The sequence below is a fragment of the Streptomyces sp. NPDC033270 genome, from assembly GCF_055576575.1.
Window position 1 is genome coordinate 1 of record NZ_JBVIRA010000039.1, and the last position, 24,916, is coordinate 24,916.

Here is a 24,916-nt window from a genome sequence, read left to right on the forward strand (position 1 = left end):
TCCCTCCCCCCCCCCTACTGCTTCCCTTCCCCCCCCCCCCCCCCCCCCCCCCCCCCCCCCCCCCCCCCCCCCCCCCCCCCCCCCCCCCCCCCCCCCCCCCGGGCCGCACGTCACCGACCGCCGGGCGCTTCGGTTACTGCCCGACGCCCGGTGTGACCGGCACGCCCATGACCTCGCGGGCATGGCGGTTCGGCACCATGCCCAGTCGCCAGGCCTGCCAGCCCGTCTCCGGCTCCACCCCGCGGTCCAACAGCAGCGTGAACGCCTCCGCGCAGTCCTCCAGCTTCGAATCGCGGAGCGCGTGCTTGTCCCGGATCAGCTGTGCCAGCTCCTCCTGGGCGACGGCCGTGCCCACCACGGAGCCGCCCGGAGAGGCGAACGGCAGCAGCGTGCAGCGCAGGAACCGCGCCCAGTCCTCGCCGCGCCGGTCGCCGTAGTCGGCGAATATGCGCGTCGCCTCGTCGGCCAGCTCCAGTGCCTGCGCGGCCCGGCCGTTGCCGGCGTCGATGATCACCAGCTCCAGGCAGGACCACGCCTCGCCGTGCGGCACCCCGATCCGCTGGAAGTCCTTACGGGCGTCCTGGAGCAGCTGACGGGCGAAGCCGCTGTTGCGCAGCGACCCGGTCTGCTCCGCCCGCAGATCCCGGGTGACCCGCCCCGAGTGGTGCCGGGCGCAGGCCAGGCCGTAGCCGTCCTGCATCCGGCTGAACATCGTCCGCGAGCGCTCCAGCTGCCGCAGCGCCGCGTCGTGCTCGCCGCGCTCCTCCAGCGCCTGGCCCAGGTAGTACATCGTCCAGGCCTCACCGCGGGCGTCCTCGTGCTGATGGTGCAGCGGCAGTGCCTGCCGCAACCGGTCCGCCGCGGGCCCGGGCTCGCCGTCCAGCAGCCGGGCGCGGGCCAGCTGTGTCATCGCCCAGGCCTCGCCCCGCTCGTCGTGCGTCCGGCCGTACAGCTCCAGCGCGGCATGCAGCGCGCTCTCCGCCCGCGACACCTCACCCATCCGCAGATACACCTGGCCGAACTGGAAGTGCGCCCACGCCTGGCCGTGCAGGCTCTCGCTCTCCTCATGCAGCTCCAGCGCCTCGCGGAGCATGGCGATGGCGTCGGCGATCTGCGCCCGGTCCCGCTCCACCGCCGCCAGGGCGTGCAGCGTCCAGGCCCGGTCGCCGTGCATGTCCGGGCCGGACTGCAGCTCCAGCGCCTCGCGGAGCTTGGCCGCGGCCTCGGTGAGATTGCCCTGCTGCTGGAGCGTGATGCCCAGATCGCGCAGCGCACGGGCGGCGCCCGCCGGATGCTGCGCCTCGAAGTAGAGATCGACCACCGACGACAGGGTCGTGCGGGCCTTGTCGAGCTCGCCGAGCTGCCGGGCCGCCACGCCCGTACGCCACTGCACCGAGCGGACCAGCAGCCCCTGGCCGACCGCCCGGGTCAGCTCGCTCAGCTCGCCCAGGCGGTAGAGGTCACCGCGCAGCAGGCAGTAGTCGGCCAGCGCGCCCAGCAGATGCGAGACCGCCGCCTGATCCACGCCCTGATCGGCGTGGCGCAGCGCGGCCGTGATGAAGCTGGTCTCGTCGTCCAGCCACTGCAGGGCGGCGTCCAGGGACGTGAAGCCGTGCGAGCCGAAGCGGTCGGCGCGAGTCGAGGTACGGCCGTCGACCAGCCGGATCACCGAGTCGGCCAGCTCCGCATAGCCGCGGATCAGCCGCTCCTGGGCCGCGCCGCGCTCGTCCGCGTCCTCCTCGTCGACCAGCCGGTCGTGGGCGAAGCTGTGCACCAGGGCGTGCATGCGGTAGCGCTCACCGCGGACGTGCTCGATCAGCCCGGCCCGGACCAGCGTCGTCAGCTGCCGCTCCGCCTCCGCGTTCTCGACGCCCAGCAGCGCCGCCGCGGCCGCCGCCCCCAGACTCGCCCGGCCCACCAGAGCAAGCCGGCGCAGCAGCCGCCGGGCCGTCTCGGGCTGGTCGGCGTAGCGCAGCGACAGCGCACGCTCCACCGGCGGCACCGAGTCGTGGGCCGCCAGGTCCGTGGCCAGTGTGGCGGCCGTGCGCGACCCCAGGGAGGAGCCCACCACCCGCAGCGCCAGCGGCAGCCCCGCGCACAGCGCGGAGATCTCCTCGATCGCCTGGGAGTCGTACGGCCCCGCCTCGTCCGAAGCCTCCTCGCCGACCGCGGCGGAGGCGCGCAGCAGCTCCTCGGTGCCCGCCGCGTCCAGCGGCCCGACGGGCAGTTGATGCACCCACGCCTCCAGGTCTCCGGGCAGCTCCAACGGCTCCCGGGACGTCACCAGCACCAGGCTGTCGGAGCGATCCGGCACCAGCGTCCGCACCTGCTCGGGGTCCGAGGCGTCATCCAGCAGCACCGTCACCGGAAGCCCCGTCAGATGCTGGTGGTACAGCTCGGTGAGCCGCTTGACGTGCTGTTCCTGGGAGGGGCGCTCACGGAACAGGAGCTGTTCGCGCGGTGCGCCCAGGCGGTTGAGCAGATGCAGCAGCGCGTCCCGGGTCGGCAGCGGCGCCTCACCGGGGGTGTCCCCGCGCAGATCCACCACACAGGCGCCACGGAACTGATCGCGCAGCTGGTGTGCGGCCCGCACTGCCAGGGCCGTACGCCCCGAGCCCGGCTCACCGTGCAGCACCACCACCGTCGGCTTGGTCTCCGTGCTCGCCCGGGCCGCGTGCACCCACTGCGCGATCCGGGTCAGCTCGGCCCGCCGCCCGGCGAACGGGCCGTCCGGGCGCGGTAGTTGGGAGAACGAATGCTCCAGTACGGACCGCTGCCGGGCCGCCGCACTGCGGTCCGCGCCGCGCAGCTGCGGTCCTCGGGCGGCCTTCGACGCGGCGGCCGGCTTGGCCGGTTGCCCGCCGCCGCGGGCGGCCGCCGTCAGCATCCGCTGTTGATCCAGGAACGGCCGGATGCCCCGCACCTCCAGCGCCGTCAACCACTGGAGCCGCAGCTGCTCCGGGCCGCCCGGCTGACCGCGCATCCCGGCCTCACGGTGCGCCGCCGGCCAGTGGCCCGCGGTCAGCTTCAGGACCGTGGCCGCCGCGCCCGCCACCACCACGGCAGCCCCCACGCCCAGCGCCGCGCCCGCGCCCGTGCCGTACGCGAGGTCCGTGCCGCACGCCGCCAGCGCCGCCACCGCCGTCACCACCGCGGGGGTGCCCAACTCCTTGCGGGACAGCCGCTGCGCCAGCGTCGGCTGCCCGGCGGCAGCCTCGTCCAGCGCCCGGACGAACGCGCCGTACTCCTCGGCGGCGCTGCCCGCCACCTCCTCCAGCGCCGCCCGCGCTCTGCCGAGCAGCGTGTCGGCGTCGAGCCGTCCGCCCGAGCGCCGCACCTCTTCCTCGACGGCCCGGGTCAACAGCGCTTCCGCTGCCGCCCGGTGGCCCTCGCGCAGCGCGACCGGTGTGCCTGACATGCCTCTCCCCCTTCAGCAGTACCAGCAGTCTCCGGCAGTTCCCGCGCTCCCGGGCGGTGATCTTCGCCGTACGCACAGTGTTCCGCGTCCGCATGAAATCCGGCAGGCCTGTGGATAACCCGACCGGACCGGTCGATCTCTCCCCCTCCGCTCCCGGCCCGCCACGTCACCGTGGGAGAGGACGGAGCCACGCCGAACCGTCTGGCTCAGGAGACTTCCCCGTATCTGCTCCAGCACGCCGACAACCCCGTCGGCTGGTCTCAGCGTCGGCTACAGCTCGTGCCACTGGTGCCACTGGTGCCTCTGGAAGGAAGCGGCGTTGTCGAGTGAGGCAGCAGGACGGGACGGACCTTGGAAGAGGCGGCCAGTTGGCAGCCAGTTTCCGCTGATGCGACCCCTCACAACTCCGGAACCTCCCTAGGCTTTACGGACCGTGGGTTGTCTGGACGCTTTTGTGGGAGGTGGCTCCCGCTGCGGTGAGAAGTTCGGCGGTTTCAGGGTGGGGGCCTTCGTTGGCCCAGTCCAGCGGGGAGCGGCCCGTTCCATGGTCTTCGCGCACGTTCGGATCGGCGCCGTGCGCCAACAGTTCGCGCACTGTTTCGGTGTGTCCCCAGCACGCGGCTCCGCACAGCGGAGTGCCCTCCGAGCCCATTCCGCCGCTGCTCTCGGTGTCGGGGGAGGCGCCGGCCTTGAGGAGAAGACGGGTGATGTCTGCTTCTCCGGTGACGGATGCCAGATACAGATAGGTGGTGCCATCGCTGTACGGCTTGTTGGCGTCGACCCCAGCCCGCAGTACTGCCTTCACGACGGCGGTGTCACCCATCAGAATTGCGCTGAAGAGGCGCCGGGAGAGCTTCTTTTGCTTCCGCTGGTTCATGGCACTGAGGTTAGCGGCCGGGCGTCACGGGGACACCCTGGGGCCTGTCACGTCAGTTGGGGGCGGCGGCCACCTGATGTGCGGAGCGAATCGCAAGTTCGGTGACGCTGCGGATGCCACCTGGCCGCAGTGCACGGGTGCATGACGAAGCGCATCCATTCTGCGGACCCAGGTGAGGACGGCCGCAGACAGCAACTTGGTTGAAGTTAAAAACAGTCACCTTGAAGAATGTCGAGCCGCCGGTCACCGCCAGCTGATTTAGTTGCCCTGGACCGGCAGTGATTGTGCTCACTTTGCCTGATGTTGATCAAAACCGTCTGGTCCCGTAAATTCTGGCGTGCTCATCCGACCGGCTGACCACCGAGGCGGGTGATTCTCAGGGGGGCAAGGATCGACGGCTCTTTCTTGCCTTGGCCTATATGACCAAGGGGGATTGGTGTGCCTTGCGGAAGTGGGTTGGCGAGTGTGGATCGCATCGCCCGGAGGCCTGCCCCCGCTGTATCGGAGCATCGATCCTCTGGAGGATTTTCTCATGCGCAAGTCGCGTACCGTCGGTTCACTCATCACCGGCGCGGCTGCAGTTGTTTTCTCGTTGGGCTTGACCGCTCCTGCGGAAGCGGCGTCAGGGTGGACTGCGCATGTGCAGTGCCCCAAGGAGAAGATCGGCGGTGGGAGTGGGATTCACGGATATGTGCAGGGGCACGGTTGGGCTTCGACGCAGGACGCCGCATGGAAGGCGGCCATCAAGAACGCCAACGACCAGATGCCGCAGGGCTACCGTGCGCATCACTGCGACAAGAAGAGCATCAGGAAGGGTAAGCCCTGACCTGGTGAGGTCGCGCGCTGTGATTTTCGGCCTGTGAGTCATAGGCCGGGGCTCACATCGTTCGGGGGAGTTGCGTTGAGGCAGTTGCGGGTTGCCGTGATCCCAGGCTGCCGGGGAGTTGTCGTGGAAGTGCTCACCAGCACGGGCAGATAGAGGTTGCTGTACGACGGTCCGGCTACTTGATAGGCCGATGGCGTCCCATCCGCAGTGGCCGCGCACGACGGACCGGTTGCGCAGGACGTGTACGTGGCGCGCTCTGCAAGCGCTGCGATGCCCCAGTCCGCCGCCCTCTGCGATCCTCCTCGCGATCCATGCGCTGCAGCTACCGGTTTCGGACTCTGGGCGAGTTCCCTTCACCGAACGGCGGCGGACGAGCGGGCTGGGCAGAGTCGAAGGCGTAGGGGTTCTTGAAACAGGTGCCCGACGTGCCCGATTGCCTCCGCTTGCGCCTTTCCGGTGCGATACCCCTCGATCCCTTCGGGCTGTTCCTCGGTGAAACGGGGCTGGTTGCTGTCGCACGCCAGGGAGCGTTCTTCGGGGGCCCAATCGCCATGCCCATTTGGGGCCATCTGAACTTCACGTGCGGCATTACTACTTCAGACCCTGGCCAGGAAAGCCTCCCTGCCTGCCCGCAGGGCCGGTTCAGAGGCTCACACAAGCCAGCTCGACACCACAGGCCAAGTCGTGTAACAGCGAAGTGATCCGGACTGTGCTGTGTCATCCGATCAACAATCGAGTCGATACTTCTAATGAAGGTGGTTCAATCATGATCAAGAATAGCCTCAAGGCTGTTGCCGCAGCCGGTGCCCTCATCGTGGCCGTTGCCGCTCCTGCAATGGCCGTCTCGGAGGACGCCGAGGGTGGCCGGTGGAGCCACGACGTAGGCGCCAACTACGTCTACTCGAACTACTTCCACAAGAAGGTTTTCCACTCGTCTTCCGTTGAAGGTGCGTACTGGGCCAAGAGTGGCTGCCAGAAGGAAGGCGTGTGGGCCAAGGCCTCCGCGAAGAAGGCGAAGACCATCAGCAAGGCGTACTACAGCGCTTCGTGCTGAGCAGCTTACCTTCGCGGCTCTGATTCTTTAATTGTCGCTCCTGGCTGCGGGGTTTCCATTTCCACCCCGCAGCCAGGTTCTCAATGTCGATTCTTGCGATATGCGCGCTCACGAGTGCCCGAACCTAGGTAACTGATGCTCCACCGAGGTATCAAGTTCGTCCATGCTGCCGTGTTGGCCTTCTCCGCGATGATGTCTTTTCTGTTCGTGCGAGGGCTGGACGAGCAGCTGGTCCTGGGAAGTTCTGCCCAGGTCTGGGTGACGGGATCCGACGATTCGGTGAGCGGCGCTCAGATTGCCCGTGCGATCGCCGCGTTCTCGGGTGATCACAAGGTTGCGGTGGCGCGCGAGCTGCCCGATGTGAAGCATCCCGACAGCCGCCGGCACCTGTATCTCGCCTCGGGTGACCCGAACTCCGACGCGGCATCTTGGCTGAACGACGGCTACCCGGCGTTCAGTTCGCATGTCACCACGGAAGTGCACCCCATCACGGAGATCGGCCAGCGTGATCCGCGGGGCTTCTACTACGTTTTCGGATCGCCTGAGGCCGCTGACGCCCTGGTGGCTGAACTCGCCGGTCTTGGCCTGGGCTCAAGCGTCCAGCACCCCCTCGCCTACAGCGAACTGGCCCAGTATTTCGCGGGTGACGAGCTGTTCTGGTCCTTCTGGGTGATCGCTCTCGCCGCGGTGACGATGACCGGCGCGAGCGTGTTGCTGAACGCGAAGGCCTATGGGGTACTGCGCTTGCAGGGCAAGTCCCTCATGGACCTCCTTGCTCGGGATCTCAAGCAAGTGGCGGCGTTTTGGTCGCTGGCTGCTGGCGCTGTGGCGGCCGCGGTGCTCGTCCTCCTCGGCCTCTACAACGGCCTCGCCTGGCTGGGCCTGTTCGCTGTGGTAGCCGCCTGCCTCGCCGGCCTGCTCATCCTGTTGGTGCTGGCCGCCCATACCGCCGCCCTGGCCCTCACCTTCAGGGTCGAGGTACTGCGAGCCCTCAAGGGTGAGTTGCCGGCCCGGGCAGCATTTGTGTCCACGTACCTGGTGCGGATCCCCGCGGTGCTGCTCGCCCTTGGCTTCGCCATGGATGTCACCCTGGCGAGCCAGCACGTGAGGGCGCGCCAGGGCAACCAGGACACCTATGCCAAGGCGGGAAACGCCGTCACCATCCGTCTCAACGGCAGCTGGGGAGGCGACTCGAAGCAGGTGGTCAAGCAGGTGGGCTCGTGGCTGCGTCAGGCCGACGCGGCAGGCGAGATCATCGTTGCCGGGCGCCACGATCTTCAGAACCTCTCTTCGAACGCGCGCCTGCCGCAGGGCGAGATACTCATCGTCAACGAAACATTCCTGGCCAACCAGCCGGTCAGCGACCCGAAGGGACAGCGGTACTCCCCGGTGCCGCACAACGCGAGGGCGGCGGAACCCCATTCGGTACGGCTGATCATCCCTGAATCCCTCGCCTCCCACGCATCGGACATCCGGGCAACCATCCCTGATGTCTTCGGCAGGCTGGATCCGGATATCCGGCAGCGCCTCAAGATCGAAACATTCCAAGCGAAGAGCGGTCAGCAAGTCTTCGGCTACAACTCCGGTGATCGAAGCCCCAACGCTGCCTACAGTCCGGACGATGACCGGTCCTTGGTGCGCGACCCGGTCATTGTTGTGGTCCCCAATGGTTCACATATCCTCACCAACGACGCCTACACCACGTTCGCGACTCAGGATGGAATCGTCTTTCCTGATCCCGGCGACGTCCTGACCCCTCTTGCCGACAACAAACACGGCCTGCAGGCCTATGTGGCGGCCGTGAATCCCGTGGGACAGAACGCCGCACTGATGCTCAAAGAGGCTGTCAGTAGCTTCCGGCTGCTGCTCTTCAATCTCATTGCATCTGTGGCTGTGCTCCTCATCACCGGAGTCGGCGTCTGTATCATCCACTCACGCAAACATGCCCAGGCTGTTTTCGTCCAGCACATCAGCGGCTGGAGATTCACTGCAACCCATCGCTTTATTCTTGCTGTAGAGGGGATTCTTGCGGCTTTCCTTGCCTGGTGGGTTCCTGCACAGGTGTGGCGACAGAATCAGGACCTTGAGGAGCTGACCTCTCAAGGCATCCCTGCCCCCTTCCCGCCTGTCCAGATCACCGCACTGGACCTCACCGCTATCGCTGTGCTGGTCACCGTTGAATTCGGCGCTGTGCTCCTCGCTCTTGGAGTATTTCACCGGCGCATCGTCAAAGAAGGGGCCGTCAAGGCATGAGCCCTGCGCAGACGACCTTCTTCCCCTCAGCAGGAGCACAGTTGTGATCGATATTGTCAAGCTGTCGAAGACCTTCGGTACCCGGACCCTGTGGTCCGATGTCACCGCCACCGTCAGCCGCGGCGAGATGCTCGCCCTTGTCGGCCCCAGCGGATCGGGCAAGTCCACCCTCCTCAACTGCATCGGCCTCCTCGAAAAGCCCAGCGCCGGGGAGATCCGATATGAGGGAAAGGATATAACTCGGTTCGGGCGACGCGATGTCCGAAATTTCCGCCGCGACGTTCTCGGCTATCTCTTCCAGAACTACGCCCTAATGGAAAACGCCACCGTCGCCGCCAATCTGGAGGTCGCCACCAAACCGCAGCGGAGCAATCGAGGCAAGGCCAGCGTGACGATCGCCGACGCCCTTGACCGCGTTGGTCTGGCAGGGCGGGAAAAAGAGAAGATCCACCACCTCAGCGGCGGAGAGCAGCAGCGCGTGGCGCTCGCCCGACTCATGGTCAAGCAACCGGCTCTGGTGCTCGCCGACGAGCCAACCGGCGCTCTCGACCATGCCAATGCCAAAACAGTCATCGATATTCTCCGTGAGATGAGCGACGCCGGATGTGCCGTTGTCATCGCCACCCACGATGACCGCGTCCGTGACCGATGCGACGCAGCCTTCGCGGTCGATGAGAATCCCCTCGTCGCCTGAATACTGCCCGGGCACGGATGCTCACGGACGAGCAGATAGGCTCCCCCTTCTGAAAAGTGCTTCTGTCCGCGCAGGAACAAGGATTCCAACGAACTTCTTTCCTGCTGGCCTGGGCACTTTCCTCACGATCGGCCAACCGTCGGGACGGCTCTTCGAAAGCCCCATACCCGACTTCGGCCCGCACCGCCATCAAGGATCTGAACGCCTACATGCCTCGTCACATATCCGTCTTCCGGTGCCGCCTTCCCGTATGGCTGATCCCCTTGTTGTGGACTCTTGCCCTCGGCCTATGGGGGCTGTCCCGGCAGCAAAGCGTGTGGCGGGACGAGGCCGCAACCTGGCAGGTGGCCCAACGGTCCGTCACCGACATCTGGCACATGCTGGGACAGGTCGATGTCGTGCACGGCCTTTATTACCTGCTCATGCACGGACTCTTCGAATGCTTCGGGCCCGGCACCACGACCCTGCGGCTGCCATCCGTGCTGGCTACAGCGCTGGCAGCGGCCTGTGTGACGGTCATAGGCCATCGGCTGGCCGGGACCTGGGCAGGCCTGGGAGGAGGGCTGGCGTTCGGACTGCTTCCGGCCGTGCAGTTCTATCTCCAAGAAGGCCGCCCGTACGCGCTCATCGCGGCAGGGGCTGGAATCTCGACTCTGCTGCTGGTGACCCTGCTCCAGGGACGTGGCCGGACAGTGCACTGGGCGGCGTACGGGAGCGCGGTTCTGACGTGCGCGCTCCTCAACTGGCTGTCGCTGCTGATTCTGCCCGCTCACTTCGCGACACTGGCATGGACGAAAGCCGGGCGCGAGACATGGACACGCTGGGCGGCGGCGGCCACGGCCGCCGTAGTAGCGACGCTGCCACTGATCCTGTTCAGTCGAAGCCAGTCCAGCCAAGTGTCTTGGATCCCGCCGCTGACGTGGCACATGATGATCGGCCCAGCAGTCCTTCTGGCAATGGGCGGCCTCGGAGCCGTGCTGGACCGGCCGAGGGCGGCCCGACTGTCGGTGGCGGCTGTCGGCCTGCCGCTGCTGGCGGTGCCGCAGATCAGCCTGATCGGTCTCTCCCTGATCCAGCCGCTGTTCCTGGACCGCTACGTCCTGTTCAGCATGCTGGGTTTGGCACTGCTGATCGGCGCGGCGTCGGGTGCGGCCGTACGGTCAATCCGGCCACGGTTCCCGCGGGCGGCGTCATGGTTCGTTCCGGTGATGGTCGTGGTGGCGGTAGCTGCACTGTTGCCGAAGTCGCTGGCCACGCGGTCTCCGACGAGTCGGGTGGACGACGTCCTGTCGGCGGCGGATGAGGTGCGGCAGCTGAAGCGGGACGGCGATGCGGTGCTTTTCATACCGGCAGCTCGACGCGATACTGCGCTGGTTTCCCCGGGCGACTTCGCTGGGTTGCAGGACATAGCGTTGGCGGACAGCCCTGTGGCGTCCGGGACGTTGAAGGGTGAGGAGAGCGGCCCGGCCCAGATACGGACCGCGATGTTGGCACAACAGCGGATACTGCTGGTCACTGACGTGCCCGAAGTGGCCCGGCCCGTGTCGGCGGAGCGGGACAAGGCGAAGACTGCGGTGCTGGAAGAACACTTCACAGTGGTGGCGGACGAGCAAGTCCGCGGGCGGCGGGTGACGGTGTACGAGCGACGCCGGTAAGGACCCGGCGCGATCGGCGGCGAGCCGGCCCCGTCCGGTTCTGGAGTGTAGGTGAGGAAGATCTTCTTCCCGCGCTTCCGGGCGGTGACCTTCGCCGTACGCACAGTGTTCCGCGTCCGCAGGAAATCCGGCAGGCCTGTGGATACCCCGACCCGACCGGTCAATCTCTCCCCCTCCGCTCCCGCCCCGCCACGTCACCGTGGGAGAGGATGGAGCCATGCCGAACCGCCTGGCTCATGAGACTTCCCCGTATCTGCTCCAGCACGCCGACAACCCCGTCGACTGGTGGCCGTGGTCCGCCGACGCGTTCGAGGAGGCCCGGCGGCGCGGCGTGCCGGTACTGCTCAGCGTCGGCTACAGCTCCTGCCACTGGTGCCACGTCATGGCCCACGAGAGCTTCGAGGACCAGGCCACCGCCGCGCTGCTCAACGAGCACTTCGTGTCGGTCAAGGTCGACCGCGAGGAGCGCCCGGACGTCGACGCCGTGTACATGGAGGCCGTGCAGGCCGCCACCGGCCAGGGTGGCTGGCCAATGACCGTCTTCCTCACCCCCGACGCCGAGCCCTTCTACTTCGGCACGTACTTCCCGCCCGAGCCCCGACACGGAATGCCGTCCTTCGGGCAGGTCCTGGAAGGGGTGCGCAGCGCCTGGGCCGACCGCCGCGACGAGGTCGGCGAGGTCGCCGGGCGGATCGTCGCCGACCTGGCCGGGCGCTCGCTGACCGATTCGCTGCCCGCCGACCGGCGGCCGCCGCGCCCCGAGGAGCTGCACACCGCCCTGATGGGCCTGACCCGTGACTTCGACGCGGTGCGCGGCGGGTTCGGCGGCGCCCCGAAGTTCCCGCCGGCCATGGCGCTGGAGTTCCTGCTGCGCCACCACGCCCGCACCGGCTCCGAGGGAGCCCTGGAGATGGTGCAGGCGACCTGCGAGGCGATGGCCCGCGGCGGCATCTACGACCAGCTCGGCGGCGGTTTCGCGCGCTATGCGGTGGACGCCACGTGGACCGTGCCGCACTTCGAGAAAGTAGCTGTCTAAGGTCCATCAATTCCGTACCATTTCCCCTGAGAACAGAGGGGGTTGTGGTGCGCGAGGATCACGCGACGCTCGTCGGGTTGGGGCTCAGCTCTGAGGAACTGGAAACCCTGGGATTGGACAAGCCTGCGACGGCGGAACCGTCCGGCCTCATGGATGCCTACCTGCGACGCAGTAACAAGAAGGAAGACCTGGCCACGCTGCGGGGGCATCTGCGAGACGTGGTGCGCTGGGCGCAGGCGAACGGGCTTCAGATCCGGCACGTCTGGTTTGAACAACTCTCGGCTTCCAAGACCTACGTACGGCGCAGGGAGTTCGAGAAGGCCACACAAGCGATCATGGACGGCAACTCCAAGACGCTCGGTGTGTGGAAGACGGACCGCTTCGACCGGCGCGGCATGGGGGCGGTGGGCCGGATGCTCGATGAGTTCGACCGCCGGCATTCGCGGCTCGTCTCTGTTTCCGAGGGGCTGGACTCATCACAGGGCGGCCGCATGGTCTTCGCGATCCTGAGCGAACGCGCCAGGGAGGAAGCGAAGGACATAGCGAAGCGCGTGAAGATCGGCCATGACTCGCACAAGGCGGAAGGCCGAAGGGGAACGGGCAGGCCCCCGTTCGGTCTCTACAGCGCCCCCGGAAGCGGCAAGGTCGAACCCCATCCCGACGAGTACGGCACCGCTCGCAGGCTGGCGGATCTCTTGCTCGACAAGAAGACGACGAAGGACACGGCCCACCAACTCAATGAGGAGGGGTACCGGACCCGGAGCGGTGCCACCTGGTCGCCCACGGCGGTGAGCAAGCTGGCTCAGTCCCCGCTCTTCGCGGGCATGGTCCCGGTCCGGCGGCGCAAGACGGACGAGCACGGCAACCCCTTGGACAGTTGGGAGGGATACGGCGAGCCCCTGCGCAACGAGAGGGGCGAAGTCGTCATGTGCGGCAAGGGGGTTGTGACGCCGGGCGAGTGGTTCAAGATCAAGGCCCTCATCGCCGAACGGACCGATGAACGGTGGGCGAAGGGGAAGCCGGAAGCGAAGTACCTGGGGACGGGGAGCTACCGATGCGGGCGGATGCGGGACAAGAAGGGCACGGGCGAGCTTGAACCGTGTGGTGGCTCGATGAGCCACCGTGGCGGACGCTACCGGTGCGAGGTCCGGCAGACGCGGGGCAAGTCGATCTGCGAGGGAGTGGTGACACTCGCCGACCGCATCGACCATGCGGTTGGACAGGCTTGGATCCACCACATCACCGCCCTTGAGCCGGGTGACCCGGTGATCATCGAGATAGCCCGCCGGTGGCTCGCCTTCGCGGACCCCGAAACTCAGGCGCAGAAGGAAGAGGCCCAGAAGGCCCTTGAGGCCGCCCAGCGGCGTGTGAAGAAGCTCGAAGACGACTTCTACGTGTACGGGAAGATGGACGAAGAGCGCTTCGAGGAGCTGAGCGAAGGGCAGCGCGCCGTTATCGAGAGCACCGCCGCGACCCTTGAGGCGTTGGATGCGGAGGCAGACCTATCGCCACTCACCCAGATCGACACCCTGCGTGAGGCATGGGAAGCGGCGGACATGGCGGACAAGCGGATGCTCCTGAAGTGCGCCCTTGGAAAGAAGGGCATCACTGTCAAGCCCGCAGCACGGCAGGGGGATCACACCCCGATCTTGGAACGGCTTGAGTTCGACTGGCTGTCGAAGAAGGAAACAACCACCGAGAAGTGAGTTTGAAGCAAGGCCGGGCCTTCGGGTCCGGCCTTGCTCTCTTTTCCGGTAGGCAATCTGCTCACCAGTCTCCGAGTGAGGGCGTCTACGCCCCGTGTGAGCGTACTCGGACAGCGCGGATGGGCCCGCTGCCTCTCCACAGGTGACGAAGTGACGGAATGAGGGTTTGGTTCTATTCCATGCATAGAACCAAAAAACCAATCTATAAGAGGTAACCCGGATTCAGGGTCACTTCATCACTTCGTCACCGCCCGTGCTTCCCGCTGCTCACTCCGCTGCCCCGGCTGTCTGCCCGGGGCTTCTTCGTGACCCACTGGGAGGCTGCCGTGTACTACCCCTCCATCGGTTCCTTGGAAGACGAGATAGCCGCACTCGTCGGAACCCCGGACGAACTCACAGAGCACATTCCCCGCGCTGTCGCTCAGGCTTTCGCGGACTGGGACGCCGGCCGCTACATGCAGGGGGAAAGCGGCCCTGTCGCTGTGCGGTCCGGTTTCGCCCGTGGCCCGTTCCGGCTCGTAGCTGACCCGTTCCGGCCCCTGTGGGAGTTCCCGCCAGTGCTGCGTAAGGACGTGCTCCGGTCCCGCCTCATCATCCGCCGCCGTGAGGCTCGCCCCATTTCTTGGAAGACGAAGGGCGGGACTATCCGCGTGGTGGACGGGGCGAAGGTGTTCACGGGCGGATGCGAAGTCTGCGGAAAGACGTATGAACAGAAGCGCCCGGAGGGGCAGAAGCGCCGTTGGCCGTTGATGTGCTCGGACGAATGCAAGGCGGAGCGGACCCGGCAGCGAAAGCGCGAGTGGGCGGCGAAGAAGCGTGCTGCAAGTGATGCCGCGTAGACATTTACTAATACAGGTGAGGGGACGTTTCCAAATTCCCCGCTAACCCGCAGCCGGCCGGACCCCACTATTCATGGTTCCGACCTTTTTGCTGCCAACACAAGGGGTGGGTTCTTTGAGTCATGCCGAGATTGCACGGGTCGCGATGGAGAAGCGGGAGGCCGTAGCCAACAAGCTTAAGCAGTTTACGGAGCGAACCGCGAAGCGCACACTTACCGCTCCTGAGCGCAAGGAGGAGGACAGCCTCCTGAGTCAGATCAAGGAGCATGACGACACGGCCAAGCGGCACATTTCCGCATCCGCCGCTGAGGAAATGGCCATGCGGGTGAACTCCCCGCTTCAGCAGATGGGGACCACACGCGGGTTCCCTCTTGGGCAGACTGCGGGAACTGGGGTGATTCCCGGTGAGCTTCTGAAGCGCTCCGTGGAAATCTCCCGTGGCATCACCACGACGGGCACGGGTAAGGCGTTCAGCCCGGAGGAGATGGCGAAGAAGTTCGTTGATCTCCTAGCTCCTCAGTCGGTCGTCATGGCGTCCGGCGTGAACAGGGTGCAGACGAATGCTGAGACCTACTCGTTTCCCGTGATCCGCTCGGACTTCGCGGCCGGTTTCGTGGGTGAGCTTGACGACCTGCCGACTGGTGGTTTCGGTGCTGAGCCGCTGAAGGTGACGCCGAAGAAGATTGCCGCTGCCGACATGCTCGCCAATGAGCTTGTGGAGGACGGGGGTTCGGCGTTCATGGACCCGGTTGCAAAATCATTGATGCGGTCGGTCTCTCTCGGTTTCGACCGCGAAGCACTGATTGGCACGGGAGCCAACAAGGGGTTCGTGGGCCTCATGAACACGCCGGGAATCCAGACTCACGCGGTCACGGGCGGGTTCAAGGACCTTGACGCGTTCGTTGCCGCATTCGGGAAGCTCGAAGCGGTGAACTCGAAGGCCACGGCCGTCGTGATGCACCCGACTACATGGGCGGGGCTTATGGCTCTGCGGGAAACCTCCGGTTCGCTGAAGCCGCTTCTGAGCGAGTCAGCTGGTTCTCCAACTGCGGGTATTCAGCGCGCGATCCTGGGTGTTCCGGTGTGGATCTCTTCGTTCATGCCGGGTACGGATGTTCTCGCCTATGAGGCGGATCAGATCTTTGCCGTGTGGCGCAAGGACGCGGGCTTTCAGGTCTCCGATCAGTTCGGATTCCTCAAGGACGGTACCGCTGTACGTGCTATTGCCCGTGCTGCTATCGCTGTTCCCAATGCTGCTGCCGTCTGCAAGATCACCGCTACCGCCTAAGAGGAGTTTCCCACCATGTCTTTCTTCAACACCGATGAGCCGACCGTGACCCTGCGCATGACCGGTTACATGAGCTACGGCCCGACCACCGATGGCACTCCGTCCCACGTGCTTCAGAACGGTGAGACGTACGACGTTCCGCAGAGCGAGGCTGAGTGGCTTCTCTCCGCTGAGCTTGCCGAACTGGCCTAACGCTCATGTTCGTTGAACTGCTTTCAGGGGTGCGCATTGACCGCGTCCCCCTGGGGGCGGGTATGTGTGTTCAGTGCCCCGACGACATAGGGGGGTACCTCACCGGAAAGGGGTGGGCGCGCAAGAGGGCGGCTGCCCACAAACTGAGTGACGGCCGGACGCTGATCGCGTTCAAGGTCCGTAAGATTCCCGGCACGGCTGAGGAATTGAGCGAGTGGCCTTCGTGGATGCGCCCGGCATGGATGCGCCCCGAAGGTCGGGCAGTGCTCAGCGGAGACGACAGGCCCCGTGTTCCCGTGCGCTGCCGCGCCTGCCACCGAATCGGCTACCGACTCAAAGAGCGATTGCCCGAAGACGCACGGCGAGATGAGCGCTCGGATTGCTGGGCCATCGAATGCAAGCGATGCCGTCCGACGAATCGCACATGAGCGCGCGTATGAGTCCGTCGGTTCTGCGCTGAGCGGTAGGGGATGCCGGTAGAAAGTTCAGGCCGATTGCCGCTCAGCGATCCCGGTCCCAGCTCGAAAGACGCACGCTAGGTGTGACCCCTTTTTTCGGGACCAGATGCGCCAAACCCCTTGGGAACACTGGGTCATGCCCGTTTGATGCCCCGGAGAAGGACACCTTTAAGGGGTGGTTAAGCCCCTTGAACGCACCGTGAAGCATGACCAGAGCCCCCGATGGCTGCCCTTGCTGGGTGGTCGTCGGGGGCTTTCGGCGTTCTGGGGTCCAGCCGGCGAGGAGTGGCCGTATACGTTGAGTTACGAACCTTGCTTTCCGCTCTCCAGTGCCTTGAGCCCTTGGTAAGCCTCGCGAAGGTCCGAGGCTTCCGGCAGTTTCCGGGCTTCCACGGCCTTGACCACTTCCAGCGCACGCCAATGGTTCGATGGGACGATACGGCCGGACAGTATTGCCCGCTGTGCCGCGCTGCACGCTTCGTCTAGCCGGTCGCCACCGAGTAAAGCCAAGGCCAGGTCAATATTCGCTGACGCGACCCGGCGAGGCCATTTATGGATGTCGTCGGCTGGAGCAAGTCGGGCAATGACTTCCCGCGCATAGGTCTCCGCTGCCGGATCTCCGACCCATGCGAGTGTGGTTGCCGTATAGGCCAGCGATTTACCTGGGTCGTACTGGTAGTGGTGCTCAGTGCCCTTTCGTGGCACGAGCGCCGCTGACATCTGCTGTACACGTTCTATGGCCGCATAGGTCTCGACCCTCTCCCCGAGGCGCGCTCTTGCCCTTCCCTCTTGCGCTGTTGCCTGGATAGCGACCGAACTTCCTGCCGGGGCTAGCTGCTGCGCGATTTGGGAGAGTTCCAGCGCACGGGCATATTCGCCGTCTGTGAGAACGCGCCAAGCGTCTGTCTCGTAACACCAAGCCTCAATTTCTCGGTTCTCGGCGTGCTGGGCAAGCGCGGCCGCTGATTGCAAACGAGCCGTAGCAGCGTGCTCCTGGTTAAGGTCGATATGGAGGGTGGCACCCAAGAGCTGAAACCAGCCGCCGACCACGTAAAGGCGTCGCTGTTCGGCAAGCGTCATGCGCGCGTCCATGAGGTGCGCGACATAGGCAGAATGCTTTCGCACCCGGTCCAACAAATCCTGAGGAGGAGACTTCGGGTATTTCATGGCCAACTCATCAAAGGAGTTTTCCAGTCGGCTCAACGTCTCCTTTCCCACGTCGCTTGCTGCGACCCGTCTAGCCAATTCGAGCGCGTCGAATTCGTCGTCACTATTCGGGGCAACGGCAAGCCATTCGCTAGGGGCCTGTCGGGACGGCGCGTAAGCGTCTGGAATCAACAGAGCGTCAAGTTCATTTGCCGTGACTTCCAGAGCCTTAGCAATCTTCGGCCTTTGCCATGGCTGGGGGCCAGTCTTGCCATTTTCCCAACGCTGAACGGTAGACCGGTCTACGCCGACCGCTTCCGCGAATTCCTCTTGGTTGTACCCGCACGCTTTCCGGCGCTCCGCAAACCTCCGCCGTCTGCTGGTCATCGTGGCCGGTCCTCCCTCGCTCGGGTGCGTCTGCCCTGGTCAGGGTATCCAGTGCGGCCAGGGCGCGGCAGGACTGCGGCCTTTCTGCCGTTGTCGGCCCCAACTCGCCCTGGTTGCCTGCCACATGTCGCAGGACAGCCGACGGCAAGGGGTTAGGGAGTGGTGACCATGAACGCCCCTGAGGCAACCCGTGAGCACCCGCAGGACTGGGAGCCGGGCGAGATGGCCAGGGACGACCGTACGGGACGCGTGGGGCGCGTCATGGGGCACGTAGGGCCCCGCTATCAGCTCCGCCCGCTGAACGGGGGCAAGGAGTGGGAAGTCGACCCCGACCACATGCACCCCGCCGCTCAGTCGGACGCGCTCAGCGCTGCCGCAGGTGAGGCGAACTCCCGTACGCGTTGGGGGGTCTGAGGTGAGCGCGAATCTGAACCCACACGGGCTGAAAGTCGGCAGTGTGGTGTACGACCGGCATTACGACATGCCCGCGACGGTCGCTGACTTCCAAGGGTCGTTGATCTGCCTCACTCGCCCAACGGGCATGTCATGGCAGTCACGCTGGATCTCTGTACGACCGGCTACCGAGTACGAGCGGCGACAGCTACGAGCCATAGCCAAACTTCACGCTCAGCGTCAACGGGGCAAAAACCCCACCTAAACTCCGTCCCTGCCGAACGTAACCGAATCTCGTTCCCCCATGCAATTCGGAATCCCGGCAGGGGCGGTGCACCGCAAACCATCAGTCGTAAGGAGTCTCAAGATGAGTGCTGCCCAAAACCGACTGTTATTCGCATGGCTGGAGGTCACGGGATTCTGTAACGAATTCTGCGATCACTGCTATGCGGACTCGTCCCCCAAGGGAACGCACGGCACGATGACCGCGCAGAACTGGAAGCACACCATCGATCAACTCGCCGAAATGGGCGCGCGTGACGTCCAGTTCATCGGCGGGGAACCGACCCTGTACCCGAACCTTCCGGAACTGATCCGGCACGCGCACGGGTCGGGACTCTCGATCGAAGTGTTCTCGAACATGACCCACATTCGAGATGAGTTGTGGGAGACGTTTACTGACTGTGGCGTCAAACTCGCCACGTCGTACTACTCCGACACGGCGCAGGAACACGACAAGGTGACCAACCTTCGGGGCTCCCACAAACGGACTCGGATCAACGTTCAGAAGGCACTCAGCCTGAACATTCCCGTGCGTGGCGGGGTCGTCGCAGTCCAGAAGGAACAGCGCGTTCATGAGGCGCTCCGGGACCTCCAAACCCTTGGCGTGGGGCAAGTCGGCGGAGACCGTACGCGGGCATTCGGGCGAGCGAGCAAGGGAGCCGCACCGACTATCGCTGATCTGTGCGGGCACTGCGGTCACGAGAAATGCGCCATCGGGCCGAACGGTGACGTATGGCCGTGCGTGCTGGGTCGGTTCCTGCACATCGGCAATGTGCTGGAATCCCCGCTCTCTGAAATCTGGGGCGGAGTACGGATGTCCGAAGTGTTAGCCGATATCACGGCGGTGCACGGGGATGGCGCGCAATCGTGCACACCCCCTCAGTTCCTGCCCATGTGCGGCCCGTGCGGGCCGTGTCCCCCGTCGGTGGGTCACTGTGACCCGAAGGAGGCAGGCAGCCCGACTGAGGCCACTACGATCGGTGCGCCCGCGTAACCCTCAGAGATCCGCAGGAGCGCACACATGGACGATCACGGGGACGACTTCGGCACGTGGTTTCAGGAAGGCCACACGGGCGTTCAGCGCACCGAAGAGCAGTGGCTCATGATCGCGCGCTATGTACGGCACGCGGCCCTCAAGCTTCTCGGCCCGGAACAGATTCCGCTATGTCTTCCTGGGGAACCCCAGGAGTGCGGGCGCACGGCACAACAACACGTGTTGGCGTGGTCCGCACTCCTCAAGGCAGCCGCACAGCATCTGATTGAGGAGGCGGCCCCGTCCCCTGCGCGAGCGTCGCACGTCGGCGGATTGATGTACCAAAGGCGGCTGGCTGAGCTGAGGTCACAAGCCGTCGCGCACGTCTCGCAGTGATCCAATAGGCCCCGCCCGTGTGCTGCCCCGTGGCGCATGGGCGGGGCGGAGGCGGGTGCGCAAGGATGGGGGTATGTCCAACCGACTTGCGCAGGCCACGTCCCCGTACCTCCTCCAGCACGCGGACAATCCTGTCGACTGGTGGCCATGGGCGGCCGAGGCGTTCGAGGAAGCCCGGCGGCGTGACGTCCCCGTGTTCCTGAGCGTCGGCTACAGCGCCTGCCACTGGTGCCACGTCATGGCGCACGAGTCCTTCGAGGACGACGACGCCGCTGCGTACATGAACGAGCACTTCGTGTCCGTCAAGGTGGACCGTGAGGAGCGGCCCGACGTGGACGCCGTCTACATGGAGGCCGTGCAAGCCGCCACCGGGCAGGGCGGCTGGCCCATGTCCGTGTTCATGACGCCGGACGGGGAGCCCTTCTACTTCGGCACCTACTTCCCGCCCGAGGCCCGCCATGGCATGCCGTCCTTCCGACAGGTGCTCGAAGGCGTGCACAACGCCTGGACGAGCCGGCGGGACGAGGTGGGAGAAGTCGCGGGGAAGATCACTCGGGACCTTGCCGAGCGGGAGCTGAGCACCGGGGACGCTGGGGCGCCCACCGAGGAGACCCAGGCCCTGGCACTCCTCCAATTGACCCGGGACGTCGATCCCGCCAGCGGCTGGTTCAAGGGAGACACCAAGTTCCCGCCGTCGATGGTGATCGAGTTCCTGTTGCGCCACCACGCGCGGGCCGGTTCCGTGGCGGCGCTGGAGATGGCGGAAGGGCTGTGCGGTGCGATGGCCCGTTCGAGCCTGTACGACCAGGTGGGAGGCGGGTTCCACCGGTACGTGCTTACGCCGCGAGCTGGTGGACCTTTGGTACCCCACTTCGAGAAGATGCTCTACGACAACGCGCTGCTGTGCCGGACCTACGCCCACCTGTGGCGCGCCACCGGCTCGGACCTGGCCCGCCGGATCGCCGTGGAGACCGCCGACTTCATGGTCCGCGAACTCCGCACCGACCAGGGGGGCTTCGCCTCCGCCCTCGACGCGGACAGCGACGACGGCACGGGGCGGCACGTCGAGGGCGCGTTCTACGTGTGGACGCCGGAGCGCTTGCGCACCGTACTGGGGGAGAAGGACGCGGAGTTCGCCGCCACCTATTTCGGCGTCACCGAGGAGGGCACCTTCGAGGAGGGCGCCTCGGTGCTGCAGCTCCCCGACACCGACGGCCTGGTGGACGCCGAACGGCTGGCCGCGGTCAAGGAGCGGCTGCTGGCGGCGCGCGCCGAGCGGCCCCGCCCCGGGCGGGACGACAAGGTCGTCGCCGCCTGGAACGGGCTGGCCATCGCCGCGCTCGCCGAGACCGGCGCCTACTTCGACCGCCCGGACCTGATCCAGGCCGCCACCGACGCCGCCGACCTGCTGGTCCGCGTCCACATGGACTGGCAGGCCCGGCTGCACCGCACCTCCCGCGACGGCGTCCCCGGCGCCAACTCCGGGGTGCTGGAGGACTACGCCGACGTCGCCGAGGGCTTCCTCACCCTGGCCTCGGTCACCGGGGAGGGCGTCTGGGTGGAGTTCGCGGGCTTCTTCCTGGACACCGTGCTGCTGCAGTTCACCACCGAGGACGGCGCGCTGTACGACACCGCGGCCGACGCCGAGGCGCTGATCCGCCGCCCCCAGGACCCGACCGACAACGCCACGCCCTCCGGGTGGACCGCGGCGGCCGGTGCCCTGCTGTCGTACGCGGCGCTGACCGGCAGCGACCTCCACCGGGGCGCCGCGGAGCGGGCTCTGGGCATCGTCACCGCGCTCGGCGGCCGGGCCCCGCGCTTCATCGGCTGGGGACTCGCCGTCGCCGAGGCCGCGCTGGACGGGCCGCGGGAGATCGCGGTCGTCGGCCCGCAGGGCGATCCGGCCACCGCCGCGCTGCACCGTGCCGCGCTGCTCGGCACCGCCCCGGGAGCGGTGGTCGCGCTGGGCGCCCCGGGCTCCGACGACACCGACGAGGTGCCGCTGCTCAAGGACCGCCCCCTGGTGGACGGCGGTCCGGCCGCGTACGTCTGCCGCCACTTCACCTGCGAGCGCCCCACGACGGACCCGGACGAACTGGGCGACCGGCTGCGGGGGTGAGGCCGCCGGCCGGGTGGTGCGGCCGCCAACCGGCCGTTGTCGGTGGGCAGTTGTAGTCTGCCGGAGTGATGACCTTGCTGGGGCGGCGTCCCCTAGTCCACGAGGCCGCGGCGTTGCGGGCCGGCACGGACGACCCGCTCGCCGCGGCGCACCGTACGTGTGACCGCATCGACGCCGTCGATCGGCAGGTGCGGGCGTTCGTGCCGGAGCCCGGCCGGCGCAAGCGGCTGTCGGCGGCCGCGCGGGTGCCGGCGGCGGACGGTGCGCAGGACCCCTCGGGGCGGCCGCCGCTCCACGGCGTCCCCGTGGGCGTCAAGGACATCGTGCGGGTCGACGGCCTGCCGACCCGGGCCGGCTCGGCGCTGCCGCCCGAGGTGCTCGGCGGTCCGCAGGCCGCCGTCGTCGACCGGCTGTGCGCGGCCGGCGCGCTGATCGCCGGCAAGACCGTGACGGCGGAGTTCGCGGTCACGGCGCCCGGACCGACCCGCAATCCGCACCACCCGGCCCACACACCCGGGGGTTCGAGCAGCGGCTCGGCGGCCGCGGTCGCCGCCGGCATGGTGCCGCTGGCCATCGGGACGCAGACCGTCGGCTCGATGATCCGGCCCGCCGCGTACTGCGGCGTGACCGGATTCAAGCCCACCTACGGGCGGATACCGGTCGACGGGGTGATCCCCAACGCCGTCAGCTTCGACACCCTCGGGTGCTACGCCACGGATGTGGCGGGTGTCGCCCTCGCGGCGTCGGTGCTGCTCGACAGGTGGCGCGGGGCGCGGCCGGAGGCGGGCGGGCGGCGTCCGGTGCTGGGCATACCGGCCGGCCCCTATCTGGAGCGGGCCGGCGAGGAGGCGCTGCGCGCCTTCAAGGACCAGCGGGAACTGCTGTGGGCAGCCGGGTACACGGTCCGCGAGGTCCCGGTGATGGACGACTTCGAGCAGGTCGTGGCGCAGCTGTTCACGATGAACCGCTACGAGGTCGCACGGGCCCACGCCGACTGGTTCGCGCGCTTCGGCGACCGCTATCGGGAGCAGACCGCGGTCGCCATCCGGCAGGGCCACACGATCAAGGACGCCGTCTACGAGGCGGCCCGCGCCCGGCGCGCGGAGTTCCGCGAGCGCCTCGCGGCGGAGGGCAGCGCCGCCGGCGTCGATCTGTGGATCGCCCCGGCCGCCACCGGTCCCGCGCCCGCCGACCTCACCACCACCGGCACCTCGATCATGTGTCTGCCCTGGAGCAACGCCGGTCTGCCGGCCCTCAGCCTGCCCGCCGGTCACGCCGCCAACGGGCTGCCGCTCGGCCTGCAGGTCGTCGGCGGCTTCGGAGCGGACGAGGACCTGCTGACGGCGGCGGCCGGGATCGAGGCCGTGCTCAACGGGGCGGCGCCCGAAGTCCCCGGCCGGCCCGGCCTCACGGCGTAAGGCCCCGGGCCAGTACGTCCATCGCCCGGTCGATCAGCGCGATCAGCGCGTCCGGGTCGGCGGTCGGGCTCTGTGCGGCCCAGCTGAGCATCGCCTCCTGGAGCGCGGCCAGGATCGCCGCGCTGACGACCCGCAGTTCCAGATCGTCGGCGGGGCGGCCGGCGCGTTCGGCCAGCACCGCGCTGATCAGCGCGGCGACCCGGGCGGTCTGCTCCGCCGATCGCCCCCGGATGGCGGGCACGTCGCGGATCAGCCGGATGCGCTGGAGGAGTTCGGCGCCTTCCTGCGCGGCGATCTTGCCCAGCGCCTCGACGGTGACCCGCCGTATCGACTCCACCATCGGCTCGTCCGCGGGGCGGGCCCGGATCCCGGCCGCCAGCAGGGTGTCGTACTCGTCCGTCAGCACGAGGTCTTCCTTGGTGGGGAAGTACCGGAAGACCGTGCTCAGCGAGACGTCCGCGGCCTCGGCGATCCGGTCGACGGGGGTCGCCTGGTAGCCCCGCTCGGCGAAGAGGCGGTAGGCGGCCCGCCGGATCGCCTGCCGGGTCTTGGCCTTCTTCCGCTCACGCAGCCCGGTCCGCGGTGTCCGGGGCGGGGCGGTGGCGTTCGTGCGTGCGCAGACCATGCCCGGCATTGTCCGGCATCAGGTGTGCGCCGGGCCATGCCGACGGCCCGACTGTCAGTGGCCCATGTCACGCTGGGGGATGAGGTGATGACTTTGGGTGAAGGGGGGTGTGGTGTCCGGTGCGGTGTGTGCGCCGCGGGCGCGCCTCGGGAGTGCGGCTCAGGCGTGGGTGTAGGCCACCAGGGAGATGCCGACGTAGTGGACGACGAAGGCGGCGAGCGTGAGGGAGTGGAAGACCTCGTGGAAGCCGAACCAGCGCGGTGAGGGGTTGGGGCGCTTGATGCCGTAGATGACGCCGCCGGCGCTGTAGAGCAGGCCGCCGACGACGACGAGGACGAGGACGGCGATACCGCCGGAGCGCAGGAAGTCGGGGAGGAAGAAGACGGCAGCCCAGCCCATGGCGATGTAGCAGGGGGTGTAGAGCCAGCGGGGCGCGCCGACCCAGAAGACCCGGAAGACGATGCCGGCCAGCGCGGCCACCCAGATCGCCCAGAGCAGCACCTGGCCCCGGGACCCGGGCACCAGCAGCACCGTCACTGGCGTGTAGGTGCCGGCGATGATCAGGAAGATGTTGGCGTGGTCGAGGCGGCGCAGCACCCCGTCCATCCGCGGACTCCAATTGCCGCGGTGGTACAGGGCGCTGACGCCGAAGAGCAGGCAGGCGGTCAGCGTGTAGATGGCGCAGGCCAGGCGGCCGCGGGGGCTGTCGGCGAGGGCGGTGAGGATGACGCCGGACAGCAGGGCGGCGGGGAACATTCCGGCGTGCAGCCAGCCCCGCAGCTTCGGCTTGAGGGGCGCGGCCGCGGCGGTGACCGCCGCGATCGCGGGCGGCGCGGAGGGGAGCTTGCTCTCGGCGGCGTCGGGCGCGGAAGTCATGGCGC

19 protein-coding genes and 2 pseudogenes are annotated in these 24,916 nt (G+C 67.2%); 16 read left to right on the forward strand and 5 right to left on the reverse strand.

Annotation, left to right across the window (positions count from 1 at the left end):
* Window positions 1-133: 133 nt before the first annotated feature.
* Complete coding sequence (locus tag ACZ5XZ_RS35880) at window positions 134-3,418, reverse strand: tetratricopeptide repeat protein (RefSeq protein WP_468986086.1); 3,285 nt, start codon at window positions 3,416-3,418, stop codon at window positions 134-136.
* 171 nt (window positions 3,419-3,589) lie between these two features.
* Between ACZ5XZ_RS35880 and ACZ5XZ_RS35885 the strand changes: the two are divergent.
* A pseudogene (locus ACZ5XZ_RS35885) lies at window positions 3,590-3,713 on the forward strand (DUF255 domain-containing protein); the annotation flags it as partial.
* A 129-nt stretch (window positions 3,714-3,842) separates the two neighbouring features.
* On the opposite strand, the gene ACZ5XZ_RS35890 reads toward ACZ5XZ_RS35885, so the two are convergent.
* The gene (locus ACZ5XZ_RS35890; RefSeq protein ID WP_468986088.1) at window positions 3,843-4,295 is read right to left on the reverse strand and encodes an ankyrin repeat domain-containing protein; all 453 of its coding nucleotides are present in this window, start codon (window positions 4,293-4,295) and stop codon (window positions 3,843-3,845) included.
* Between the two features lie 532 nt (window positions 4,296-4,827).
* On the opposite strand from ACZ5XZ_RS35890, the gene ACZ5XZ_RS35895 reads away from it, so the two are divergent.
* From ACZ5XZ_RS35895 to ACZ5XZ_RS35940, 10 genes and pseudogenes are all read left to right on the forward strand, one after another.
* Window positions 4,828-5,121, forward strand: a complete 294-nt coding sequence (locus ACZ5XZ_RS35895; RefSeq protein WP_468986090.1) for a hypothetical protein — start codon at window positions 4,828-4,830, stop codon at window positions 5,119-5,121.
* Between the two features lie 766 nt (window positions 5,122-5,887).
* A complete protein-coding gene (locus tag ACZ5XZ_RS35900) occupies window positions 5,888-6,175 on the forward strand; it encodes a lactococcin 972 family bacteriocin (protein ID WP_468986091.1) in 288 nt (95 codons plus the stop codon).
* Window positions 6,176-6,349: 174 nt separating this feature from the next.
* Window positions 6,350-8,428 carry a hypothetical protein gene (locus ACZ5XZ_RS35905; RefSeq protein ID WP_468986094.1) on the forward strand — a complete coding sequence of 693 codons (2,079 nt, stop codon included), beginning with the start codon at window positions 6,350-6,352 and terminating at the stop codon, window positions 8,426-8,428.
* 43 nt (window positions 8,429-8,471) lie between these two features.
* Window positions 8,472-9,122: an ABC transporter ATP-binding protein gene (locus ACZ5XZ_RS35910; RefSeq protein WP_468986095.1), complete on the forward strand. Its 651-nt coding sequence runs from the start codon at window positions 8,472-8,474 to the stop codon at window positions 9,120-9,122.
* A 209-nt stretch (window positions 9,123-9,331) separates the two neighbouring features.
* The gene (locus ACZ5XZ_RS35915; protein WP_468986163.1) at window positions 9,332-10,777 is read left to right on the forward strand and encodes a glycosyltransferase family 39 protein; all 1,446 of its coding nucleotides are present in this window, start codon (window positions 9,332-9,334) and stop codon (window positions 10,775-10,777) included.
* A 217-nt stretch (window positions 10,778-10,994) separates the two neighbouring features.
* Window positions 10,995-11,804: pseudogene (locus tag ACZ5XZ_RS35920) on the forward strand (thioredoxin domain-containing protein); the annotation flags it as partial.
* 56 nt (window positions 11,805-11,860) lie between these two features.
* Window positions 11,861-13,519, forward strand: coding sequence for a recombinase family protein (locus ACZ5XZ_RS35925; RefSeq protein WP_468986097.1), 1,659 nt, complete (start codon window positions 11,861-11,863; stop codon window positions 13,517-13,519).
* A 326-nt stretch (window positions 13,520-13,845) separates the two neighbouring features.
* Complete coding sequence (locus ACZ5XZ_RS35930; RefSeq protein WP_468986099.1) at window positions 13,846-14,358, forward strand: hypothetical protein; 513 nt, start codon at window positions 13,846-13,848, stop codon at window positions 14,356-14,358.
* A 73-nt stretch (window positions 14,359-14,431) separates the two neighbouring features.
* Window positions 14,432-15,646: a phage major capsid protein gene (locus tag ACZ5XZ_RS35935; RefSeq protein WP_468986102.1), complete on the forward strand. Its 1,215-nt coding sequence runs from the start codon at window positions 14,432-14,434 to the stop codon at window positions 15,644-15,646.
* 15 nt (window positions 15,647-15,661) lie between these two features.
* Window positions 15,662-15,838: a hypothetical protein gene (locus tag ACZ5XZ_RS35940; RefSeq protein WP_468986103.1), complete on the forward strand. Its 177-nt coding sequence runs from the start codon at window positions 15,662-15,664 to the stop codon at window positions 15,836-15,838.
* 761 nt (window positions 15,839-16,599) lie between these two features.
* On the opposite strand, the gene ACZ5XZ_RS35945 is transcribed toward ACZ5XZ_RS35940, so the two are convergent.
* Window positions 16,600-17,829, reverse strand: coding sequence for a helix-turn-helix transcriptional regulator (locus tag ACZ5XZ_RS35945; protein ID WP_468986104.1), 1,230 nt, complete (start codon window positions 17,827-17,829; stop codon window positions 16,600-16,602).
* A gap of 168 nt (window positions 17,830-17,997) precedes the next feature.
* Here ACZ5XZ_RS35945 and ACZ5XZ_RS35950 point away from each other — a divergent pair, with 168 nt between their 5' ends.
* From ACZ5XZ_RS35950 to ACZ5XZ_RS35970, 5 genes are all read left to right on the forward strand, one after another.
* Entirely contained in the window at window positions 17,998-18,243 is a 246-nt protein-coding gene (locus ACZ5XZ_RS35950) for a hypothetical protein (RefSeq protein ID WP_468986106.1), read from the forward strand.
* Window positions 18,244-18,589: 346 nt separating this feature from the next.
* Complete coding sequence (locus ACZ5XZ_RS35955; protein WP_468986108.1) at window positions 18,590-19,498, forward strand: radical SAM/SPASM domain-containing protein; 909 nt, start codon at window positions 18,590-18,592, stop codon at window positions 19,496-19,498.
* 27 nt (window positions 19,499-19,525) lie between these two features.
* Entirely contained in the window at window positions 19,526-19,873 is a 348-nt protein-coding gene (locus ACZ5XZ_RS35960; protein WP_468986109.1) for a hypothetical protein, read from the forward strand.
* A gap of 73 nt (window positions 19,874-19,946) precedes the next feature.
* The gene (locus ACZ5XZ_RS35965) at window positions 19,947-21,992 is read left to right on the forward strand and encodes a thioredoxin domain-containing protein (RefSeq protein ID WP_468986111.1); all 2,046 of its coding nucleotides are present in this window, start codon (window positions 19,947-19,949) and stop codon (window positions 21,990-21,992) included.
* A gap of 68 nt (window positions 21,993-22,060) precedes the next feature.
* On the forward strand, window positions 22,061-23,410 hold the full coding sequence (locus ACZ5XZ_RS35970; protein WP_468986164.1) for an amidase: 1,350 nt from the start codon (window positions 22,061-22,063) through the stop codon (window positions 23,408-23,410).
* Here ACZ5XZ_RS35970 and ACZ5XZ_RS35975 read toward each other — a convergent pair.
* A complete protein-coding gene (locus tag ACZ5XZ_RS35975) occupies window positions 23,400-24,035 on the reverse strand; it encodes a TetR/AcrR family transcriptional regulator (RefSeq protein ID WP_468986113.1) in 636 nt (211 codons plus the stop codon). The two genes, ACZ5XZ_RS35970 and ACZ5XZ_RS35975, sit on opposite strands and share 11 nt — an antisense overlap.
* A gap of 159 nt (window positions 24,036-24,194) precedes the next feature.
* Complete coding sequence (trhA, locus tag ACZ5XZ_RS35980) at window positions 24,195-24,911, reverse strand: PAQR family membrane homeostasis protein TrhA (RefSeq protein WP_468986114.1); 717 nt, start codon at window positions 24,909-24,911, stop codon at window positions 24,195-24,197.
* Window positions 24,912-24,916 lie beyond the last annotated feature (5 nt).

Excerpts from the sequence above, each read along its gene's own strand:
- ACZ5XZ_RS35880 (WP_468986086.1), bottom strand. The coding sequence starts at position 3,418 with ATGTCAGGCACACCGGTCGCGCTGCGCGAGGGCCACCGGGCGGCAGCG.
- ACZ5XZ_RS35965 (WP_468986111.1), top strand. The coding sequence starts at position 19,947 with ATGTCCAACCGACTTGCGCAGGCCACGTCCCCGTACCTCCTCCAGCAC.
- ACZ5XZ_RS35955 (WP_468986108.1), top strand. The coding sequence starts at position 18,590 with ATGAGTGCTGCCCAAAACCGACTGTTATTCGCATGGCTGGAGGTCACG.
- ACZ5XZ_RS35900 (WP_468986091.1), top strand. The coding sequence starts at position 5,888 with ATGATCAAGAATAGCCTCAAGGCTGTTGCCGCAGCCGGTGCCCTCATC.
- ACZ5XZ_RS35975 (WP_468986113.1), bottom strand. The coding sequence starts at position 24,035 with ATGGTCTGCGCACGCACGAACGCCACCGCCCCGCCCCGGACACCGCGG.
- ACZ5XZ_RS35890 (WP_468986088.1), bottom strand. The coding sequence starts at position 4,295 with ATGAACCAGCGGAAGCAAAAGAAGCTCTCCCGGCGCCTCTTCAGCGCA.
- trhA (WP_468986114.1), bottom strand. The coding sequence starts at position 24,911 with ATGACTTCCGCGCCCGACGCCGCCGAGAGCAAGCTCCCCTCCGCGCCG.
- ACZ5XZ_RS35935 (WP_468986102.1), top strand. The coding sequence starts at position 14,432 with ATGGTTCCGACCTTTTTGCTGCCAACACAAGGGGTGGGTTCTTTGAGT.
- ACZ5XZ_RS35960 (WP_468986109.1), top strand. The coding sequence starts at position 19,526 with ATGGACGATCACGGGGACGACTTCGGCACGTGGTTTCAGGAAGGCCAC.
- ACZ5XZ_RS35970 (WP_468986164.1), top strand. The coding sequence starts at position 22,061 with ATGACCTTGCTGGGGCGGCGTCCCCTAGTCCACGAGGCCGCGGCGTTG.
- ACZ5XZ_RS35915 (WP_468986163.1), top strand. The coding sequence starts at position 9,332 with ATGCCTCGTCACATATCCGTCTTCCGGTGCCGCCTTCCCGTATGGCTG.
- ACZ5XZ_RS35950 (WP_468986106.1), top strand. The coding sequence starts at position 17,998 with ATGAACGCCCCTGAGGCAACCCGTGAGCACCCGCAGGACTGGGAGCCG.
- ACZ5XZ_RS35895 (WP_468986090.1), top strand. The coding sequence starts at position 4,828 with ATGCGCAAGTCGCGTACCGTCGGTTCACTCATCACCGGCGCGGCTGCA.
- ACZ5XZ_RS35940 (WP_468986103.1), top strand. The coding sequence starts at position 15,662 with ATGTCTTTCTTCAACACCGATGAGCCGACCGTGACCCTGCGCATGACC.
- ACZ5XZ_RS35945 (WP_468986104.1), bottom strand. The coding sequence starts at position 17,829 with ATGACCAGCAGACGGCGGAGGTTTGCGGAGCGCCGGAAAGCGTGCGGG.